We start from the raw sequence: 19030 nt of genomic DNA, 5'->3' as shown, positions 1-19030 counted from the left end.
CGGCCTCCTGGCCGTGCGTGTCGTGCCACCAGCTCCTGCGTCGCGGCCGGCGGTGGCGACTCCTCGATCGCCCGGCCCACCGTCATGAGGTGCCTGGGGCCTTGCCGGCGGTCGGGGTCGCCGACGAAGTCCGGTCGCGCGTCCATGGGGTGGTCCTCTGTCGTCGTCGCCCCGCACCCCTTGGGGTGAGACGGTCCGTCCCCCTGTGACGCGGCCGGATGTGACCCGCGTCACCCGGTCGTGGCGTTGTCCGGTCGCGGGCTTCCGGTCGCCGCCCGCGCGCGAGACGGCGACCGGGAGCCGGGAGCCGATCCGGGCGCCTACCGCTTGGGGGTGGTCAGGCGGGTGCCGGACCAGTCCGCGGCGGCGCTGACGGACTTGGCCTGGGAGAGTCCGGCGGTCTGCGCGGCCTCACTGATGTCACTCGGCCCGATGTACCCGTCGCGGCCGGTCTTGGGGGTCAGCAGCCAGATCGTGCCGCCGTCCGCCAGCGGTGTGATCGCGTCGACCAGCGTGTCGGTCAGGTCGCCGTCCTCGTCGCGACACCAGAGCAGGACCACGTCGGCGACGTCCTCGTAGTCCTCGTCCACCAGGTCCTGGCCGGTGATCTCCTCGATCGCCTCGCGGAGTCCCAGGTCGACGTCGTCGTCGTAGCCGAGCTCCTGGACGACCTGTCCGGGCTGGAAGCCCAGTCGGGCCGCAGGGTTGATCCGCTCTTCGGTGCTCATCACTGCCTCCGGTGCCGAGGGCCGCGCCTGCCGCGGCCCACCCGTAGCCAATCAGACACCCAGGGTGTCTGCGGGAGGTCGCGCACCGGGCCGGGCCGGGGCGGCGGGCCGTGGCCGGCCGGCGGGGGTCGGCGCGCGGGGGCCGGCGGTCGGTGCCCCGGTGCCCGGCCGGGCGGACGGCGACCGCGTCGACCTGGACGAGCTGCTCGCCGACGGCGACCGGGTCAACGCCCGGTGGACCCGGCACGGGCACCACCTCGCGCCGATCGACGGGCGTCCGCCGCCGGGCCGGCCGCTGACGGAGAAGGCGAGCGCGGTCCACCGGGTCGAGGCCGGGCGGATCGTGGAGTACTGGATCCAGATCGACCGTCAGGGCCTGCTCGCCCAACTCGCCCCCGGCGAGGCCTGACCGCCGCCCGGCGCCGCTCCGGGGACGGCGGCGGCTCCCGTCCGGTGTCCTACGGAAGCTCCTGCTCGGCCCAGATGGTCTTGCCGTTGCGGGTGTAGCGGCTGCCCCAGCGGTTGGTGAGCTGGGCGACCAGGTAGAGGCCGCGGCCGCCCTCGTCGGTGAGGCGGGCCCGGCGCATCCGCGGCTGGGTGGCGCTGGGGTCGGAGACCTCACAGGTCAGCCGCTCCGCGCGGATCAGCCGTACCTGGACCGGGCCGCCGGCGTAGCGGATGGCGTTGGTGACCAGCTCACTGAGCACGAGTTCGGTGGTGAAGACCAGGTCCTCCAGCCCCCAGGCGCGCAGCCGCTCCGTCGCACTCTCCCGGACCCGGGCGACGGCGGCCGGGTCGGCCTCCAGTGACCAGGCGGCGGTGGCCTCGGGCGGTACCGCGCGGGTGCGGGCGAGCAGCAGGGTGACGTCGTCGGCCAGGCGGTGCGCCGGGTGGTCGTCGACGAGTTCCCGGCCGAGCTCGGGCAACGGTGCCTCGGCGGCGCCGGGGCGGGCCATCCGGCGGCGCAGCTCGGCCAGGCCCTCGTCGAGATCGCCCCCGTACCCGAGGATCAGCCCGTCGGTGTAGAGCGCCAGCACGCTGCCGGGCGCCAGCTCGACCTCCGTCGCCTCGAAGGGCAGGCCGCTGACGCCCAGCGGCGGTCCCGGGCGCACCGGGACGTACTCGACGGTGCCGTCCGGGGCGGCGACGGCGGGCGGGGGGTGTCCGGCGGAGGCCATCGCGCAGCGCCGCGAGACCGGGTCGTAGACGGCGTAGACGCAGGTGGCGCCGAACGGGCCGGTCCGGTGGCCGGTGGGCCACTCGCCCTCGTCCTCCGGTTCGTCGGCCTCGATGAGCAACTGGCAGACCAGGTCGTCGAGGTGGACCAGCAGTTCGTCGGGTTCCAGGTCGAGGTCGGCGAGGGTGCGGACGGCGGTGCGCAGCCGGCCCATGGTGGCGCTGGCCTCCAGCCCGTGGCCGACGACGTCGCCGGCGACCAGGGCGACGCGGGCCGAGGAGAGCGGGATCACGTCGAACCAGTCGCCGCCGACGCCGCCGGCGGTGTCGGTGGGCAGGTAGACGCTGGCGGTGGTGACGGCGGCGGTCTCGGTCTGCGCGGGCGGCAGCAGGCTGCGCTGGAGGCTGACGGCGGCGCGGTGCTCGCGGGTGTAGCGGCGGGCGTTGTCCAGGGCGAGGGCGGCGCGGGCGGCGATCTCGTGCAGCAGGTCCAGATCGGCCGGTTCGTAGGCGATGCGGCCGGCGGCGCGGTGCACGGTCACGCGGCCGAGCAGGCTGCCGCGGGCGCGCAGCGGGGCGGTCATCGTGGTGGGCGCCGGAGCGGTGGCGGTCGGGTCGGTCGCGGTCGCGGCGCCCTCGGTGTCGTCGAATGCCACCGCCACCGCCACCGTGTCCGGGCCCGCTCCCGGGGAGGCTTCCGCGTCCGTCAGCAGCTCGGTGGCCCCGGTGACGGCCGTGCGACGGAGCGGCAGACGGCCGTCCCGGCCGGGCGCCGGCTCCTCGCCGGTGAACACCGCCTCGGCGACGTCGACCACGGCCAGGTCGGCCAGCCCCGGCACCAGGACGGCGGCGAGGTCCTCGGCGGTGCCGGTGACGGAGAGCGAACCGCCGACCGCCGCGGTGGCGCGGTGGAGCACGGCGAGCCGTTCGCCGGAGCGGTGCAGGGCGGTGACGTCGGTGAACAGTGCCGTCACACCGATCACCTGGCCGTCGGCGGTCTGGAGGCGGAAGGCCGAGATGGCCATGGCCGCGCCGCTGCGCGGAGCCTCGATCGTCCGCACCAGCTCCCCCGAGATCACCAGCGGACGGCCCGTCCGCAGGACCTCGCGCAGCTGCCGCTCGACCGCCTCCGCGTCCTCGGCCTGCAGGAAGTCCCCGAGGCGCCGACCGGTCAGATCCGGCGGGAGGCCGGTGTAGGGGAGCAGGTGGGTGTTGGTCCTGACCAGCCGCAGTTGGTCGTCGAAGACGGCGAGGCCCACCCGGTCCTGGAGGAACAGCTCCCGGGTGAACGCCTGGTCCTGCCGCCACTGGGTGACCAGCCGGGCGGGGGCGGCCAGTACGAAGTACCGGGCCGCGGCCGGTTCCCCGGCGGTGGTGTCCGCCAGCGGGAGCACCTGGAAGACGACCCCGAGGTGGCCGCCCCGGCCGGAGCGCAACACCGCCGTGCCGGACCAGGTGTCCGCGGGGCGTTCCGCGGCCCGCTCCGCCGGGGGCCCGGCGGTCCGTTCCGCCGCGCGCGCCGTCCGGTGCCCGGCCAGCAGGGTGTCCCAGCCGGCCGGGTCCGCGAGCAGCTCACGGACCGGGCGGCCGCAGACCTCGTCGGCGGGCAGCGACAGCAGCCGTTCGGCCTCCCGGGTCCAGCGGACGATCCTGCCGTCCGCGTCCAGCAGGGCACCGGCCGCGCTGTCGACGAAGGGGGGTCGTCGGCTGTCCATGGTGCGCACCTCGGATGTGTCGTGCCGTCGCGTCCGTCTTCGGTCCGTCCGTCGTCCGTCGTGCCCGGTCCTCGGTCCGCCCGGCCGGATGCCGCCGGGCCGGGCTCCGGCCGGGGGCGGTCGGGTGCCGCCACTCGGGTGGCGGGTGGTCCCGCCCGTGCCTGTCGCCGCCCCTCGGGCGGCCGTGCGGCGGGGGGAGCGGCACGGAGCGGGGGCGGGGGAGTCGCCGGTGCGCGCCGGGGGAGATCCGGTACCGGGTGGGCCCGCCCCGGTCGTCCGTCGGGCGGTGGCCGAGGGGGAGGGCGCCTGCCGTGCTCATCCGGTCCGCTCCTCTCCTCCGGCTGTTCCGCCGGCCGAGAGCGCGCCGGTCCGTGCCCCCTGCTGCGCGGCCCGGGGCCTCTCCATCATCCCTCCGGAGGGCGTGGCCGCCAGTCATGCCCGGGGGCCCGGTCGGTGCGCGAGGGCTTCTCGCACCCGGGCTCTTATTGTACTCTCCGTCTAATAAGCGGGGCGGGCGGTAACCCCGCGCAGGGCACGCACCTGGAGGCAGCCATGGCTCACCCCGGCACGGCAGCGGGAGACCACCGTCACACCTCGGCCGACGACGACGTCTCGAAGCGGCTGCTCGACTCGGCCGCGACCCTCTCCTACGACCCGGCGACCGAGATCGACTGGGACGCGCCGCTCCCGGCGGACGGCTACGGGCTCAACCCGGAGTGGAGCACCCTCTACGGCACCCGGCTGTGGGACGAGATGACCGAGGAGCAGCGGGTCACCCTCACCCGGCACGAGGTCTGCTCGATCATGACGACCGGCATCTGGTTCGAGATGATCCTGCAGCAGATGGTGCTGCGCGACCAGTACCTAAAGGACCCGGCCGGTGCCGAGTTCCGCTTCGCCCTCACCGAGATCGCCGACGAGTGCCGGCACTCGATCATGTTCGCCCGCGCCTGCGAGAAGATGGGCGTCCCGCGGTACCGGCCGGCCACCGCGATCGCCCAGGCCGGCCGCCTCTTCAAGGCCACCGCCAAGGGCGAACTCGCCTACGGCGGGATCCTGGTGGCCGAGGAGGTGCTCGACGTCATGCAGCGCGACTGGATGCGCGGCGAGAACGTCCTGGAGATCGTCCGGGGGACGTCCCGGATCCATGTCGTCGAGGAATCGCGGCACATGAAGTTCGCCCGCCAGGAGATCCGCGAGCGGCTGCGCGGCGCGGGCCGCGCGCGCCGGCGGGCCGCCGGGACCGGCATCGCGGTGGCCGCCTTCGTCATCGTCAGCAGCATGGTCCATCGGGGGGTGTACCGGGCGGCCGGCCTCGACACCGAGCGGGCGCTGGCCGAGGTGCGCGACAACCAGCACCGCAAGGCGATGATGCGCACCAGCTCCGGTCACCTGATGGCCTTCCTCGGCGAGGCGGGCCTGCTCAACCGTTCGGCGGCGGCGGTCTACCGCCGCGTCGACATGCTCTGACCGGTCCCGTTCCCGGTCCCGGCCGGCGCCCGGCGCGCACCGGCCGTCCGACGTCCACCGGACCGCGGGCCGACGCGCACCGCCCGTCCGACGCGCACCGGCCTCGGGCCGCCCGGCCCGCCCCGGCCCGGTGCGACCCGACCGACCCCCACGCAGCGAGGACCTCACCCGGCCATGGCCTACGCGATCACCCAGACCTGCTGCAACGACGCCTCGTGCGTGTCCGTCTGCCCGGTCAACTGCATCCACCCCACCCCGGACGAGCCGGAGTTCGGCCGGACCGACATGCTGTTCGTCGACCCGGTCGCCTGCATCGACTGCGGCGCCTGCGCGGACGCCTGCCCGGTCGACGCGGTCTTCCCCGTCGACCGGCTCGCCGGCCCCGACACCGTCTTCGGCGAGCTCAACCGCGACTACTACCGCGAGCACCCCGCCGACCACAGCTGGGGAGCACCGAGCTTCCCCCGCAGCCTGCCGAACGGCCTCGGGCCGCTGCGCGTCGCCATCGTCGGCACCGGCCCGTCCGCGAGCTACACCGCCCAGTCGCTGCTGCGCACCACCGGCGCGGAGCTCACCATGATCGACCGGCTGCCGGTCGCCGGCGGGCTGCTGCGGCACGGCGTCGCCCCCGACCACCAGTCCACCAAGCGGATCGCCGAGAGCTTCGCGAGCGTGTTCCACCACCCCCGGCTGCGGGTCCATCTCAACGTCGAGATCGGCAAGGACCTCACCCACGCCGAACTCGCCGCCCACCACCACGCCGTCGTCTACGCGGTCGGCGCCGCCACCGACCGCCGGCTCGGCCTGCCCGGTGAGGACCTCCCCGGCAGTCTGCCCGCCACCACCTTCGTCGGCTGGTACAACGCCGACCCGACGGTCCCCGCCGAGGCCGTCGACCTCTCCGCCGAGCGGGTCGTCGTCGTCGGCAACGGCAACGTCGCCGTGGACGTCGCCCGGATCCTGCTGCTGGACCCGGACCGGCTCGCCGCGACCGACATCGCCGACCACGCCCTCGCGGCCCTGCGGGACAGCCGGGTGCGAGAAGTGGTGCTGCTCGCCCGCCGGGGGCCCGAACAGGCGGCCTGGACGCGGCCCGAGTTCCTGGCCCTGCGGCAGCTGCCCGGTGTCGACCTCGTCGTCGAGGACCACCCCGAGGTGCGTGCCGCGATCGCCGCCGCCCCGCCCGGCTCCAAGGCCGCGCTGCTCGCCGGGCTGCCGCTGGAGCGCGTCGACGGCGACGGGCCGCCGCGCCCCGGCCGGCGGATCGTGCTGCGCTTCTTCGCCGCGCCCACCGAACTGCTGGGCGCGAGCCGGGTGGAGGGCGTCCGGCTCGGCGGGACGGCGCTCGTGGACGGGCCCGAGGGGCCGCGCGTCGAGCCCACCGGTGAGCGGGGTGCCATCCGTGCGGGCCTGGTGGTGCGGTCCATCGGCTACCGGGGCGTTCCGGTGCCCGGCCTGCCGTTCGACGACGCCGCCGCGGCCGTTCCGCACCGGGGTGGCCGGGTGATCGACCCGGGGTCGGGCCGGCCGCTGCCCGGTACGTACGTGGTGGGCTGGGCCAAGCGCGGCCCGTCCGGCGGGATCGGTGCCAACCGGGCCTGCGCCCAGGAGACCGTGGACGCCCTGCTGGACGATGCCGCCGCCGGGGTGCTGCCCGAGTCGGCCCGCAGCCGGCGGGAGTTGGCCCGGCTGGTCCGCAGCCGGCGGCCGGACGCCGTCGGGTTGCGGCAGCTGCGGGCCATCGACCGTGCCGAACGCGCGCTCGGCGAGGCCGCCGGCCGTCCCCGGGTCAAACTCGCCACGCTCCCCGCGCTGTTGGCCGCCGGCCGCCGCTGACCGCGAGCCGCCGCCGGCCGCCGCTGACCGCCGGCCGCCCCCGTGTGCGGCCGGCCGGCCACCGGAACCCGGCCGGCCGTGTGCGGTGGTGCCCGGGCGTCGGACGGCAGTCGTCGCGTGGAGCGACTGCCGGGACGCCGGCCGGCGCCGCGCCGTCAGACGGCCTGGAGCGAGTACAGGTCGGGCCGGCTGTCCTGGACGATCTGGTAGCCGAGGCCGTCGGAGTGGTCCTGGGCCGCGACCCACAGGCGGGAGTGCTGCCCCTGGAGGGCGAACAGGTTGGTGCCGGGCACCTTCGTCTTCACGAACTGCTGCTCGGCGGGGATGCGGTCACTGAAGCAGCCGGTGGTGAGGATCCAGGCCCCGGGGAACGTGGCGTCGCGGTCGACCGCGAGGCACCAGTGCCGCCAGCTGTCCTGGAAGACCACCGTCTCGGTGCCGTTGGCCTCGGGCCGGTGGCAGTAGATCCACTTCTGGTTGGACTCGTTGCCCCAGAAGTACTGGATGACCGAGCCGTGGTTCCCGGAGGACAGGGCGACGGTCAGCGGTCGGCCGGTGCCGGTGTTGATCCGGTAGAGGCCCCCGTCGCAGGTGAAGTCGCCCCAGGTGGTGTTGAGGGCGGCCGGGGCCGGGGCGGGAGCCGCCACGGCGGTCGGGACGGCGGTGAACACCAGGGCGACGGCGGCGGCAGCGGTGCCGAGCACGGCCGCCCGGCGGCGCATCCCGCGCCGGAGTCGGTGCAGAACGGGCATCATGAACTCGCTTTCACGGCGGAAGGGTCGGGAGGCGGTGGCGGGCGGTCAGCAGACCAGTCGCGACCGGGCGGCGGCGCGCAGGGTGCCGGCCGGCTCGGGCCAGGCGCAGGAGACGGTGCCCTGCTCGGGAACGTCGAAGGTGATGAAGGTGCCGTTGGCGCCGGGGTCGGTCCTGATCCAGTACCCGGTGGTCGGGCCGGAGCGGGCGCAGACGAACTGGATCCACTCGCCGGTCACCTTGCGGGTGCCGCGGTAGAGGCCGTAGTAGCCGGGGCTGTTGAAGTTCACCGTGTCGGTGACGGTCGTGGTCCGGGTGCTCGCCCTGGTGCTGGACACCGAGAAGCCGACCTTGGCGCTGACCTTGACGAACAGTGCCTTGAAGTCGGCGGTCACCTCCAGGCTGTTGTTGACCGTGGTGCTGACGGAGTCGACCTCGGACAGCGTCTTGGTGTACCGGCCGGTGGTCCCGGGGGCGATGGCGACCGCGAGGAAGTCGGTGACGGTCGGTTCGACCCGGGCCGAGACGATGTCCTGCCAGAGGTAGTCCTGGTTCGGGTTGCAGGCGGGGTTCGCGGGGTCGGCATGGGCGGGTGCGGCGCCGAGTCCGAGGCCGGTCACCGCGATGAGTGCGGCGAGGCCTGAGGTGAGGGCGGCGCGTCGGTTGCGCGAAGCCATGAGGGTGCTCCTCCGGTGGGACGGGATGCGGAGGGAGCCGTGTCCCGTTCATGCCACAGCTCCCGTACGGGCATCCTCGCCGTCGGGGCGGGGCGCTCGGTATCCCAGCCTTCTGGGGGTCGATCCGGCCCGAACCGTCGCGGCCCGGGTGGCCAACTGCGCTGGTGGGTCCATTGGGTGACGAACAGTCAGAACATCTGGGTGGGGCCGGTGGTGCGGCCGTGCCTCAGCGTCCGAGGACGGCGCCCCCGTTGACGCCGATGACCTGACCGGTGACGTAGCCGGCCGCCGGGGACGCCAGATAGGCGACGGCGGCCGCCACGTCCCGCGGGGTGCCGGCCCGGCCGACCAGGGTGGCGGCCACCTTGTCGGCGTGGAACTCCGGAGTCCAGTCGCTGCCGAAGATCTCGGTGTCCTCGACGTAGCCGGGGGCGAGGATGTTGACGGTGATGCCCTCCGGCCCGAACCGGCGGGCCAGGCCGAAGCCCCAGCCGTGCAGGGCGGCCTTGGCGGCCGCGTAGGAGCCGGCCGAGTGCGGGCCGGCGCCGCCGCGCTGGGCGGCGGCGGAGCTGATCAGGATCAGCCGCCCGCCGGGGCGTCGCAGCTGGTCGGCGAGGGCGGTGGTGAGCAGGACGGCGGTCAGCAGATTGGTGTCCAGGTCGCGCCGCCAGGCCTCGGCCAGTGCCTCCAGCGAGGCGTCGGCCGGTGGGGTGATCACCGCGCCGGCGTTGTTGACGAGCACGTCCACCGGGCCGAACGCCGCGATCGCCGCGGCCGCGGCGGTGACCTCGGAGGCCACCGTGAGGTCGGCCGCGACCGGGATCACGTCGGCCCCGATCTCCGCCGCCGCCTTCGCCAACACCTCGGGCCGCCGACCGACGATCACCACCCGGTAGCCGTGTCCGGCGAGTTCGGCCGCGACGGCCCGGCCGATCCCCGTCCCGCCGCCCGACACCACCGCGGTCCGTCGCTGCTCCATCGTGCACGCCCCCTGATCCTGCCGGCCCGACCGTTCCGGACCGATCCTACTCGGCGGTAACCATCGGCGCCGCAGGTGGACACCGCCGCACGGCCGCACAGCTGACTACGGCTCAGGCCGATGTCCCGCCGTCCCCGGGGTGGAGCGGCTTGCCGTAGACCGTCGAGCTGAGCCGGACCGTCATCCCCACCCGCTCGTACAGTGAGAGCGCGCCGGTCTCCGAATGCGTCCACAGCGTGCACGACCGCCGTCCGTGCCGGTGGAAGGAGCGGAACGCCTCCTGGAGCAGCGTGCGGGCGATCCCCCGGTCACGGTGGTCCCGCCGGACGGCGACCCGCTCGACATAGCCCTCGCCGCTCTCCGGGACATCCAGGGACAGCACCGCGCCGACCAACTGCCCGTCGGCGAAGGCCAGCGGGGAGAGCGCCGGGGCGAAGGCGGCCCGCTCGACGGTGTGCCGCGCCCACTCCTCGTAGGGCTTGCGCCGCACCTGCCACTCGTCGAACGCGTCCTCGGTGAGCCGGTAGGCCGCGTGCTCGTCACCGCGGCGGAACGGCCGGACGGTGACCCCCGCCGGCGGTGCGGACACCACCGGTTCGGCGGGCAGCTCGATCTCCAGCAGCCACTGGGTGACGAACGCCCCGTAGCCGCGGGCCCGCAGCAGCTCGACGGCCGCCCGGTCACCGTCCAGGAGGGTCTGGGAGATCCGCTCGCTGCCCAGCTGCCGCGCCCGCGCCTCGGCCCAGTCGAGCAGCGCGCCGCCCAACCCCTCGCCCCGGTGGGCCGGGTGGACGTCGACCTTGCTCCGCCGCCCGCCGTGCACCCAGGCCCGGCCGACCACCGCCCCCGCCGCGTCCAGCACCAGCAGCGTGTCACGCGCCGGGTCCAGGTCGGGCAGCGCGAGGTCGGCGGCCACGCCGTCGACCGCGTTCTCGGCCCGGTGCGCGGCGTCGCCGAGCACCTCGCGTTCGCAGGCGGCGATCAGCCGGTGGACGGCCGGCGCGTCGGCCGGGGTGGCGGCCCGGCTCCGGTAGCGGGCCGGGAGGGGCGGCGGTGGAAGGTGAGGCATGGCGCGACTCTGCGCCATCGGCGGGCGGTCTGTCGACCGGTCCGGGGGAAGCCGCCCGGTCCGGGGGAAGCCGCGTCATCGCGGGGGAGCACCGGGGCCGCCTCCGGCACGATCGATGACGGGAGGCGGCCCACGGCCCCGGGGCCGGTCGTCACCCTGCGGACGGGGCATCGACCGCGCTGTCCTGACCGGCCACGCTCTTCCACCCGTTCGAGCCGGGGCGTCCCTCGCCCCCTGCGGCCGTGCCTCCCCCTGCCGGATTCCGCCCCGGTGGCGCGGGTGTTCGCCACCGACCCCCATTCGACAACCTCAACCTCGGTTGAGGTCAACCCCGGCCCGCTCGGGCCGCGCACGGGACGTCGGACCGGCCGACTTCTCGTCCAGCCCCGGCAGCAGCGCCGCCGCCGCCAGCGGAAAGCCCACCACCAGCGCGTACGCCCACCCGTACCCCGTCGCGCCGATCAGCGCGCCCACCGTCGGGCCCACGCAGGCCGCGACCGCGTTCTGAACGGTGGTGTGCACGCCCAGTGCCCGGCCCGCCCACGCGCTGCCCGCGTACTCGGCGACGGCCGTGAACGACAGCCCGTTGGTCGAGACCGTCAGCACGCCCGCCGCCATCAACGCCGCCACGGCGGGCGCCGATCCGGTGAAGGCGCCCACCGCGAGCAGGGCCAGCACGCCCGAGGCCGTCACCGCGAGCTGCCGGATCGGACGCACCCGGCTGCCGACCAGGTCCGACCAGCGCCCGGCCGCCAGCCGGGCGCCGGCGCCGGCCACCTGGACGCAGGCCAGCAGCGGACCGGCCGTCGAGGGCGGCCAGCCGCGCTCGTCCACCAGGAAGACCAGCGCGAACACCGACACCGTGAACTGCGGCACCACCAGCAGGGTCGCCGCGCCGTGCAGCCGCCACAACACCGCCGTCCGGTACGGGTTGGCGGCCCGCGCGCCGGCGCCGCCGTCGGTGCGGGCCGGGTCGCGGACCGCGACCGCCACCAGCAGCGCCGCCGCCACGCTCAGCGCGCCCAGCACCGCCAGCGCGCGGGCCCGCCCGTGCGCGGCCAGCGGCGGGAGCAGCAGCGCCGCCAGCGCGACCCCCAGCGGCAGCGAGGTCTGCCGCAGCCCCATCGCCAGTCCGCGCTCCCGGGCCGGGAACCACCCCAGGATCAGCCGTCCGCTCGACGCGTGCGCCGACGCCCCGGCCGCGCCCGCCAGCAGGAAGCAGAGGCCGAGCGGGAGCGGCCCGCGCACCGCCGTCGCCGCCAGCAGCACCAGTCCGCCCAGTCCCAGTCCGGAGGCCAGCACCCACCGCTCGCCCCACCGGTCGGCCGCCGCGCCCCACGCCGCGAGCGTCAGCACCAGCCCGATGGTCGGGCAGGCGGCGAGCAGCCCGGCCCGGCTGAGCGAGAGGCCCTCGTCGCGCAGCGCCGGGATCAGGTACGGGAGCCCGAACTGGAACGCGCACCCGGACGTCATCGCGAACATGCCGACGGCGAGTACCCACCACCGCCGGGGGCCGTTCTGTTCGTGTTCCATGCCGAGCAGCTCATCAGACCGGAGATGAATCCGGCAGAGGTGTCTACGGGGTGGACCGTCGGCTGTGACACTGGCTGCCATGGCGCCTTCCTCCCAGCCCGCCCGGTCGTCGGCGGGCGCCCCCGAGCCGCCCATGGCCCCCGAGCCGTCGCTGGCCTCCCAGCAGGCGGTGGCCTCCCAGCCGTCGGTGGCCCCCGAGCCGTCGGCGGCTCCGTCCGCGCGGGTGCGCAACGCGATGACCGGGGGGACCGTCAACGGCCTGCTGGTCCAGGCCGAGCAGGTGCGGCTGCGGATCACCGAACCGCGCTGGCCGTGCCGGGTCGGCATGATCCCGAACGTCGCGGACGCCTTCCAGTCCCGCGGGCTCGTCCGGGAGCTGGCCGACACCCCGGCCGGGACGACCGTGCTGTCCGGGATGGGCGGCGTCGGCAAGACCCAGATCGCCGCCCGGCACGCCCGGAGCCTGCTGCGCTCCGGCGGGCTCGACCTCGTCGTCTGGACGGCCGCCACCGACCGGGAGGCGGTGCGGCAGTCCTACACCCGGGCCGCGCTGGAGATCGGCCTGGCGGACCGGCAGGACCTCGAACCGGCCCCCGAACGCCTGCTGGCCTGGCTCGACTCCACCGACCGGCGCTGGCTCGTCGTCCTCGACGACCTGACCGACCCGGCCGACCTGCGCGAGCTGTGGCCGCCGGACACCGCGTACGGCCGCACCGTGGCCACCACCCGTCGCCGCGACCGGCCGCTGGCGGCCCGCGGCCGACGCCTGGTCGACGTCGGCCTCTTCACCGAGGCGCAGTCCGTCGCCTACCTCGCGGAGCGCCTGCCCGCCGTCGCCCCGGAGGAGGCGGCCGGGCTCGCCGCCGAACTCGGCCACCTCCCGCTCGCGCTCGCCCAGGCCGCCGCCTACCTCGACGAGACGCGGATGCTCCCGGCCACCTACCGGTCCATGCTGAGCGGCCGGCACCCGCTCACCGGCCTCACCCCGTCCGACGGCGCGCTGCCCGACGACCAGCGGGCCCCGCTCCCGGCCGTCCTCGGCGTCTCGCTGGCCCGGGCGGACCGGCACACCGGCGGTCTGGCCACCCCGATGCTCCAGCTCGCGGCGCTGCTCGACCCCGGCGGCATCCCGGTGGGGGTGCTCACCGGCGAGCCCGCGCGGGCCCACCTGGGGCGCCGGGTCCTGGTGTCGAAGCTCCCCGGACCGAAGGCCCTGTTCGGCTGGTACGGCCGGCTGTTCGACACGGCGGAGTACGACGGGCTGGTGCGGACGCTGCCGGCGCACGGGGTCGCCCTGCCCGACGCGGACGCCGCCCTCGCCGTCCTGGAGGTGCTGCACCGGTTCGGCCTCGCCGAGTTCCTCCCGCCCGCCGACGGCCGGGAGTTCGCCGTGCTGAGGGTGCACGCGCTCACCCAGCACCTGGCCCATGACACCCTGCCGGCGGCCGCGAAGAGCCGCGCGGCGTTCGCCCGGCTGGTGGCCGGGGCACTGCAGGCGGCCTGGCCGGTGACCGACCACGACCAGGCGCTGGCCCATGCCCTGCGGGCCAACACCGCCGTGCTGCGGGCCAACGCCGGCGGGGCGCTCTGGGCCGATCCCCAGGCGGCGTCGGCCTCCGTGCTGCAGCGCGCCGGGACGAGCCTCACCCAGAGCGGCCGGGTGATCGCGGCCGCCGGGTACTTCGAGGACGTGCGGCGGGAGGCCGAGGAGCGGGTCGGGCCCGAGCACCGCGCGACCCTGATCCTGGCCGGCGAGGCCGCCAACGCGCGCGGCCGGGCGGGCGACCGCGCGGCCGCGGTCGAGCTGCTCGGCGCCCTGCTGCCGGTCCTGGTCCGGGTGCAGGGGCCGGACGCGGCGGAGACCCTGGCCTGTCGCGGCGACCTCGCCGCCTGGCGGGGCCGGGACGGCGATCCGGCGGCGGCCGCCGAGGAGTTCGCCGCGATCCTGGCGGACGCGCGGCGCGCGCTCGACCCCGGCGACCTCTTCCTCCTCACCGCCCGCAACAACCTCGCCGTCTGGCGCAGCGCGGCCGGCGATCCGGCGGGCGGGGCGGAAGCCCTGGAGGAGCTGCTCGGCGGGCTGCCCGCCGGCTTCGGCCCGGACCACCCCACGGTGCTGCTGGCCCGCGCCAACCTCGCCAACCTGCGCGGCCGGGCGGGCGATCCGGTGCGGGCGGTGGCGGAGCTGCGGGCGCTGCTGGCGGACCGCGCGGCCGACTACGACCACGACCACCCGCACACCCTGGTCGCCCGGGCGAGCCTGGCGGACTGGCTGGGCGCGGCCGGCGACCGCACCGGCGCGGCCGAGGTCTGCCGGGGGCTGCTCGACGACGCGCTCGGCGCGCTCGATCCGGAGCACGAGTACCTCGCGCTGATCCACGAGAGCGTCGACCGGTGGCTCGGCGGACCGGGAGGGGCACCGGCCCGGCCCGGACCGGGCGACCCGGGACCGGGTGCCGCCGGTGACCCCGGATCTCCCCGCCCCGCCGATCCCGGTGCCCCGGGCGGCGCGGCGGACCGGCGCGGTGGTGCGGCGGCGGTGTGGGACGGCGGCGGTGGCGCACCGCCCTTCGGGGCTTGACCGGAGCGGGCCGCGGCCGCCCCGGGGCCTTCGCCGCGCCTGCCCCGGACGTGACCGCCCCCGACGGGTGTGCGGACCTGTCGGGGGCGGAACTCGGGGGAGCGGCCGGGCAGTCGGGCGTTACGCCGCCACCGGCCGGGCCGGGTCGCCGTACGCCTCGCGCACCCGCGCCTGGGCGGCCGGCCCGGCGTCGAGGTGGTCGAGGCCCAGCAGCGCGGCGCCCAGCACCGGCGGTGCCACCACGATCCGCGGCTCGGCCAGCGGCGCCGCCGCGGCCAGGCGTGCCGTCAGGTTGTCGAGCAGCAGCGGCTGCCGGGAGGCGAGCACACCGCCGCCCAGCACCAGCGGGGTGGGCTCGTCCAGCAGGTCCAGCCGGCGCAGCGCGACGACGGCGAGCCGGGTGATCTCGTCGGCCTGCCGGTCTATCAGCTCCAGGGCGACCCGGTCGCCGGTGTCCGCCACCGCGAACAGCACCCGGACGATCTCGTGCAGCCGCGCGTGGGGCAGCTGCCCGAGGTGGATGGCCTCGGCGACGGCGATGGTGCTCGGCAGGCCGAAGTGCTCGGCGATGGCGCGGGCGAGCGCGGTCGGGCCGCCGCGGCCGTCCTCGGCGCGGACGGCGTGCCACATGCTGCTGGTGGCGAGGCCGCTGCCGCCGCCCCAGTCGCCGGTCAGCTCGCCGAGGGCGGGGAACCGGGCGGTGCGGCCGTCGGGCAGCAGCCCCACGCAGTTGATGCCGGCGCCGCAGACGACGGCGATGCCGCGCGGGCCGTCGGTGCCGGCCCGCAGCAGGCCGAAGGTGTCGTTGACGACGGAGCTGGTGACGCCCCAGGGGTGGGTCTCCAGCGCGGTGCGCAGCGCGGCCTCCTCCACCGGGAGGTCGGCGTTGGCGAGACAGGCGCTGACGTGGGTGGTCAGGACGCCGCTGCGGAACGACAGCCCGGCAGCGGCGGCCGCCTCCTCGACCAGCGGCGCGAGGCCGGCGACGGCCGCCGCGCCGCCGATCTTCTGCGGTGCGAAGCCGCCGCCCCGGGCGGAGCCGTGCACGGTGCCGTCGACGCCGATCAGGGCGACGTCGGTCTTGGAGTTGCCCGCGTCGATGGCGAGAACGCCGGGCAGGAGTGGTTCGGGCTGGTGGGTCATGAGGTCCCCGCGGCTCGTGCGTGGCCCGGCCGTTGTCCCCGGCCGGGGGTGGTCGGTCTCCTCGCGGCCCGGCCCGCCGTCGGCACGGTCGGCAGGGCCGACGGCCGGCGGCGCGGGCCGGACGGAAGGGGCACGTCAGGCCCAGGCGAGGTGCTCGCGGTTGTGCGCGAGCAGCCGGTCCGTCAGCTGGTCGGCGAGTTCGATCTGGCCGACCAGCGGGTGGGCGAGCAGGGCGTCGAAGACCCGGTCGCGGCCGCCGCGCAGGGCGGCGTCGAGGGCGAGCTGCTCGTACGAGGTCACCGAGGCGATCAGCCCGGCGTACAGCGGCTCGACGGGGCGCTGCGGCAGCGGGCGCACGCCGGCGGCGTCCACCTCGGCCGGCACCTCGATCACGGCGTCGTCGGGCAGGAAGGGCAGGACGCCGTTGTTGCGGGCGTTCACCACCTGCACCGACGTCCCGCCGCCGGTGCCCAGCAGGGCGGCGATCAGCTGGACGGCGGCTTCGGAGTAGAACGCGCCGCCGCGTTGGCCGAGCAGCTCCGGCTTGGTGTCCAGGGTCGGGTCGGCGTACATCTCCAGCAGTTGCCGCTCGATCTCGGTGACCTCGGCCGCCCGGGAGCCCTTGACCTTGAGCTCCTCCACGACCAGGTCGTGCTGGTAGAAGTAGCGCAGGTAGTAGGAGGGCACCACGCCGAGGCGCTCGACGACGCGTCGCGGCAGCCGGAGGTCCTCGGAGATCTCCTTGCCGAAGCCGGTGAGCAGCTCCGGCAGCACCTCGCGCCCGGTGGCCGCGCCCGGGGCGTCGAGCAGGGTGACGCCGCGCTCCCAGGTGAGGTGGTTCAGACCGACGTGGTCGAGGCGGATCAGCTCCGGGTCGACGCCGAGGTGTCCGGCGAAGCGCCGCTGGAAGCCGATCGCGACGTTGCACAGGCCGACGGCCTTGTGGCCGGCGTTCTGCAGCGCCCGGGTCACGATGCCGACCGGGTTGGTGAAGTCGACGATCCACGCGTCCGGGTTGGTGCGGCGGACCTTCTCGGCGATGTCCAGCACCACCGGCACGGTGCGCAGGGCCTTGGCCAGGCCGCCCGCCCCGGTGGTCTCCTGGCCGACGCAGCCGCACTCCAGCGGCCAGGTCTCGTCCTGGTTGCGGGCCGCCTGCCCGCCGACCCGCAGCTGCAGCAGCACCGCGTCGGCGTCGGCGACGCCCGCCTCGACGTCGGTCGTGGTGGTGACGACGGCGCCGTGCCCCTGCTTGGCGAAGATCCGCCGGGCCAGCCCGCCGATCAGCTCCAACCGGTCGGCGGCCGGGTCGATCAGGACGAGTTCGGCGATCGGCAGGCTGTCGCGCAGCCGGGCGAACCCGTCGATGAGCTCGGGGGTGTACGTCGAACCGCCACCCACGATGGCCAACTTCAGTGCGGACATCAGCCCTTGACCCCTGTCAGTGTCACGCCTTCGATGAAGGCCTTCTGTGCGAAGAAGAAGAGGATGATCACCGGCGCCATCACCAGCAGGGTGGCGGCCATGGTGAGGTTCCAGTTGGTGTGGTGGGCGCCCTTGAAGGACTCCAGACCGTAGGAGAGGGTCCAGGCGCCCGGGTTCTCGCTGGCGTAGATCTGCGGGCCGAAGTAGTCGTTCCAGGCGTAGAAGAACTGGAACAGCGCGACGGCGGCGATGGCCGGCTTGGCCATCGGCAGCACGACCTTCAGCAGGGTGCGCAGGTCGCCGCAGCCGTCGATCCGGGCCGCCTCGATGTACTCCTTGGGGATGGTCATCAGGAACTGGCGCAGCAGGAAGATCGAGAACGCGTCACCGAAGGCCATCGGGATGATCAGCGGCCAGAGCGAGCCGGAGAGGCCCATCTGCTTCGACCAGAACAGGTACATCGGGATGACGGTGACCTGCGGCGGCAGCATCATCATCGCGATGACGGCCATCAGGGCCAGGTTGCGGCCCCGGAAGCGGAACTTGGCGAGCGCGTAGGCCACCGGGAGGCTGGACACGATGGTCAGCACGGTGCCGAGGCCGGCGTACAGCAGGGTGTTGCGCCACCAGGTGAGGAACCCGGGGGTGTCCCAGACCTTGGCGTAGTTGCCCCACTCCCAGGAGGTGGGCCAGTAGTCGGTGGTGAGCGCCTGGTTGTCCGTCATCACCGAGGTGAGGAAGGCGAAGACGAACGGCAGCAGGAAGAACAGCGTGGCGGCGATGGCCAGCGAGTGGACGGCCACCCAGTTGAGCACGGCGCGGCGGCGGGCGGCCCGCGCGGCGGCGGAGCCGGGCCGCCCGGACCCGGTGACGCCGGACGTGCCCGCGGGGGCCTTGGAGAGCGTGGTGCTGAGAGTCATGATCGTGTCCTCACTGGTCCGCTAGTCGTCGTTCGCCATGAAGCCGGACTTGCGGCGCAGCAGGAGCGAGGTGACGGCCATCGAGATGGCGAACAGCACCAGGGCGACGACGCACGCCGCGCCGTAGTTGAAGCGCTGGAAGCCGAGGTTGTAGACCATCTGCGGCAGGGTCCAGGTGGAGCCCTGCGGGTAGCCGGGCTCGAACTGCTGCCCGGAGTTGCCGGCGATGCCGCCGGCGACCTTCCCGGCGACGATCGCCTGGGTGTAGTACTGCATGGTCTGGATGACCCCGGTGACCACCGAGAACATGATGATCGGCGAGATGTTCGGCAGGGTCACGTACCGGAACCGCTGGAGCGGGCCGGCGCCGTCGAGCTCGGCGGCCTCGTACTGCTCCTTCGGGACGTCCAGCAGGGACGCCATGAAGATGACCATCAGGTCGCCGATGCCCCACATGGCGAGCATGGTGAGCGCGGGCTTCGACCAGGCCGGGTCGGCGAACCAGCCGGGCTGGGGCAGGCCGATCTCGCCGAGGAAGTGGTTCACCGGTCCGGTGCCGGGGTTGAGCAGGAAGGCGAACGAGACGGTGGCGGCCACCGGCGGTGCCAGGTACGGCAGGTAGAACACGGTGCGGAAGAAGCCGACGCCGGTCTTGACCTTGGTGATGAGCAGCCCGATGCCGAGGCCGAAGGTCACCCGCAACGACACCATGACGACGACGAGCCAGAGGGTGTTGCGCAGGCCCTTCCAGAAGGACGGGTAGTCGTTGAAGACGTAGTCCCAGTTCTTCAGGCCGCTGAAGGTGGGGGCGCTGAAGCCGTTGTACTTCATGAAGCTGAAGTAGACGGTGGAGATCAGCGGGTACAGGAAGAAGACGCTGAACCCGATCAGCCAGGGGGAGAGGAAGGCGAGGGTGCGGGCCGCCTCCCGGCGGCGCTTCCGGCGCAGCAGGTGCTGCGTGGAGGGCGCCGCCGGGTCGGTCGATCCGGTGCCCTTGCGGGTGCCGAACGCGAGTGACATGGGAG

15 protein-coding genes are annotated in these 19030 nt (G+C 75.1%); 4 read left to right on the top strand and 11 right to left on the bottom strand.

From position 1 onward, the window contains the following. Positions 1–320 precede the first annotated feature (320 nt). Entirely contained in the window at positions 321–728 is a 408-nt protein-coding gene (locus ACFXHB_RS26010) for a DUF3052 domain-containing protein (RefSeq protein WP_380577040.1), read from the bottom strand. Between the two features lie 160 nt (positions 729–888). Between ACFXHB_RS26010 and ACFXHB_RS26005 the strand changes: the two genes are divergently transcribed. Next, entirely contained in the window at positions 889–1137 is a 249-nt protein-coding gene (locus tag ACFXHB_RS26005; protein WP_380577039.1) for an ester cyclase, read from the top strand. A 49-nt stretch (positions 1138–1186) separates the two neighbouring features. Here the strand turns inward: ACFXHB_RS26005 and ACFXHB_RS26000 are convergent, their stop codons facing one another. Then, a complete protein-coding gene (locus tag ACFXHB_RS26000) occupies positions 1187–3619 on the bottom strand; it encodes a SpoIIE family protein phosphatase (RefSeq protein WP_380577038.1) in 2433 nt (810 codons plus the stop codon). Positions 3620–4171: 552 nt separating this feature from the next. On the opposite strand from ACFXHB_RS26000, the gene ACFXHB_RS25995 reads away from it, so the two are divergent. Both ACFXHB_RS25995 and ACFXHB_RS25990 read left to right on the top strand, forming a co-directional pair. Further along, positions 4172–5089: a diiron oxygenase gene (locus tag ACFXHB_RS25995; RefSeq protein WP_380577037.1), complete on the top strand. Its 918-nt coding sequence runs from the start codon at positions 4172–4174 to the stop codon at positions 5087–5089. A 174-nt stretch (positions 5090–5263) separates the two neighbouring features. After that, positions 5264–6925: an FAD-dependent oxidoreductase gene (locus tag ACFXHB_RS25990; RefSeq protein WP_380577036.1), complete on the top strand. Its 1662-nt coding sequence runs from the start codon at positions 5264–5266 to the stop codon at positions 6923–6925. Between the two features lie 155 nt (positions 6926–7080). Here the strand turns inward: ACFXHB_RS25990 and ACFXHB_RS25985 are convergent, their stop codons facing one another. The 5 genes from ACFXHB_RS25985 to ACFXHB_RS25965 all read right to left on the bottom strand — a co-directional run bounded on the left by ACFXHB_RS25985 (position 7081) and on the right by ACFXHB_RS25965 (position 11936). Then, entirely contained in the window at positions 7081–7680 is a 600-nt protein-coding gene (locus tag ACFXHB_RS25985) for an RICIN domain-containing protein (protein WP_380577035.1), read from the bottom strand. Between the two features lie 45 nt (positions 7681–7725). Beyond that, positions 7726–8355 carry a hypothetical protein gene (locus ACFXHB_RS25980; protein ID WP_380577034.1) on the bottom strand — a complete coding sequence of 210 codons (630 nt, stop codon included), beginning with the start codon at positions 8353–8355 and terminating at the stop codon, positions 7726–7728. A gap of 226 nt (positions 8356–8581) precedes the next feature. Further along, entirely contained in the window at positions 8582–9334 is a 753-nt protein-coding gene (locus ACFXHB_RS25975) for an SDR family NAD(P)-dependent oxidoreductase (RefSeq protein ID WP_380577033.1), read from the bottom strand. Between the two features lie 112 nt (positions 9335–9446). Then, positions 9447–10403 carry a GNAT family N-acetyltransferase gene (locus ACFXHB_RS25970; RefSeq protein ID WP_380577032.1) on the bottom strand — a complete coding sequence of 319 codons (957 nt, stop codon included), beginning with the start codon at positions 10401–10403 and terminating at the stop codon, positions 9447–9449. A gap of 309 nt (positions 10404–10712) precedes the next feature. Next, a complete protein-coding gene (locus ACFXHB_RS25965) occupies positions 10713–11936 on the bottom strand; it encodes an MFS transporter (protein WP_380577031.1) in 1224 nt (407 codons plus the stop codon). A 79-nt stretch (positions 11937–12015) separates the two neighbouring features. On the opposite strand from ACFXHB_RS25965, the gene ACFXHB_RS25960 reads away from it, so the two are divergent. Beyond that, entirely contained in the window at positions 12016–14517 is a 2502-nt protein-coding gene (locus ACFXHB_RS25960; protein WP_380577030.1) for an NB-ARC domain-containing protein, read from the top strand. A 120-nt stretch (positions 14518–14637) separates the two neighbouring features. Here ACFXHB_RS25960 and ACFXHB_RS25955 read toward each other — a convergent pair whose 3' ends face one another. The 4 genes from ACFXHB_RS25955 to ACFXHB_RS25940 form a co-directional block, all read right to left on the bottom strand. Further along, positions 14638–15660, bottom strand: a complete 1023-nt coding sequence (locus tag ACFXHB_RS25955) for an N-acetylglucosamine kinase (protein WP_380577029.1) — start codon at positions 15658–15660, stop codon at positions 14638–14640. Positions 15661–15795: 135 nt separating this feature from the next. Beyond that, positions 15796–17076 carry a 6-phospho-beta-glucosidase gene (locus tag ACFXHB_RS25950; RefSeq protein WP_380577075.1) on the bottom strand — a complete coding sequence of 427 codons (1281 nt, stop codon included), beginning with the start codon at positions 17074–17076 and terminating at the stop codon, positions 15796–15798. A gap of 8 nt (positions 17077–17084) precedes the next feature. Next, entirely contained in the window at positions 17085–18005 is a 921-nt protein-coding gene (locus tag ACFXHB_RS25945; RefSeq protein WP_380577028.1) for a carbohydrate ABC transporter permease, read from the bottom strand. A 21-nt stretch (positions 18006–18026) separates the two neighbouring features. Next, positions 18027–19025, bottom strand: coding sequence for a carbohydrate ABC transporter permease (locus ACFXHB_RS25940; protein WP_380577027.1), 999 nt, complete (start codon positions 19023–19025; stop codon positions 18027–18029). Positions 19026–19030: the final 5 nt, after the last annotated feature.

It is taken from the genome of Kitasatospora sp. NPDC059327 (assembly GCF_042752535.1).
Classification (GTDB): Bacteria; Actinomycetota; Actinomycetes; order Streptomycetales; family Streptomycetaceae; genus Kitasatospora.
The sequence above is the reverse complement of the archived record's forward strand: the minus strand, read 5'-3'. Positions and strand labels throughout refer to the sequence as shown.